The organism is Mycobacterium sp. SM3041 (assembly GCF_039668335.1).
Lineage (GTDB): Bacteria > Actinomycetota > Actinomycetes > Mycobacteriales > Mycobacteriaceae > Mycobacterium.
This window is the reverse complement of record NZ_JAYXBQ010000062.1, coordinates 1-1,422: the sequence shown is the minus strand read 5'-3', so window position 1 is coordinate 1,422 and position 1,422 is coordinate 1. Positions and strand designations below refer to the sequence as shown.

Here is a 1,422-nt window from a genome sequence, read left to right as displayed (position 1 = left end):
CGTGAATGTGGGCGCGCCTTCCCGGGGATGATCACAAGTCCAGTTCGTTTCTGATCAAGACCGGCGTTGGCGCGCTGGTTGGGAAGGCACGCCCGTGCTCACCGTAGTTCACGATGTCGCGCAGGCCAACGACACCCGCAGCGGTGCCGGTCGGTCGTTGTTGGATGAGATTGTCCGCGACGGTGCCCGGCAGATGCTGGCCGCCGCTTTGCAGGCCGAGGTCGCCGCCTATGTCGACCAGTTCGTCGATCAGGTCGACGAGAATGGGCACCGGCTGGTGGTCCGCAACGGCCACCACAACGTCCGGGAGGTGCTCACCGGCGCTGGGGCGATCGAGGTGAAGGCGCCGCGGGTCAACGACAAACGGGTCGATCCGGAAACCGGTGAGCGGCAACGATTCTCGTCGAAGATACTGCCGGCGTGGGCGCGTAAGTCCCCGCAGATGGCCGAGGTGCTGCCGTTGCTGTACCTGCATGGCCTGTCCAGCAGCGACTTCGGTCCGGCGTTGGAGCAGTTCCTCGGCTCGGGGGCGGGGCTCTCGGCTCCGGCGATCACCCGACTGACCGCGCAGTGGCAGGACGAGGCCGCCGCGTTCGGCCGCCGGGACCTGTCGGGCACCGATTATGTGTACCTGTGGGTGGACGGCATCCATCTCAAGGTCCGCCTGGAGCAGGACAAACTGTGCCTGCTGGTGATGCTGGGGGTGCGCGCCGACGGCCGCAAGGAACTGGTCGCGCTGACCGACGGGTACCGCGAATCAGCGGACTCGTGGGCGGATCTGCTGCGGGACTGCCGGCGCCGTGGCATGCGCGCCCCGGTGCTCGCGGTCGGGGACGGTGCTCTGGGGTTCTGGAAAGCGGTCCGTGAGGTGTTCCCCGATACCCGTGAGCAGCGGTGCTGGTTTCACAAGCAGGCCAATGTCCTTGCCGCACTACCGAAGTCGGCGCATCCGGGGGCGATCGCGGCGATGCGGGAAATCGCGGGCGCCGAGGACATCGACCACGCGCAGGTCGCGGTCAAAGCCTTCGAACTGGACTACGGCGCCAAGTTCCCCAAGGCCGTGGCCAAGATCGTTGACGACCTCGATGTGCTGCTGGAGTTCTACCACTATCCCGCCGAGCACTGGGTACATCTGCGCACCACCAATCCGATCGAGTCGACCTTCGCCACGGTCCGGTTGCGCACCAAGGTCACCAAGGGGCCGGGTTCCCGCGCGGCGGGTATCGCCATGGCCTACAAGCTCATTGACGCCGCACAAGCCCGCTGGCGGGCGGTGAACGCCCCGCACCTGGTCGCCCTGGTCCGGGCCGGAGCGGTGTTCCACAAAGGCAAACTGCTCGAACGACCCGTCGACATCACCCCACCCGAACCGGCCGACAACCCGGCCACCCCGACCGGAACGGAGGTCGCCTGAAAAACACC

At 66.9% G+C, this 1,422-nt stretch carries 1 protein-coding gene; it reads left to right on the top strand.

The features are described 5' to 3' along the window. The first annotated feature begins 94 nt into the window (after positions 1 to 94). Positions 95 to 1,414 carry an IS256 family transposase gene (locus tag VXD91_RS20965; RefSeq protein WP_016894482.1) on the top strand — a complete coding sequence of 440 codons (1,320 nt, stop codon included), beginning with the start codon at positions 95 to 97 and terminating at the stop codon, positions 1,412 to 1,414. The last annotated feature ends 8 nt before the right edge of the window (positions 1,415 to 1,422 follow it).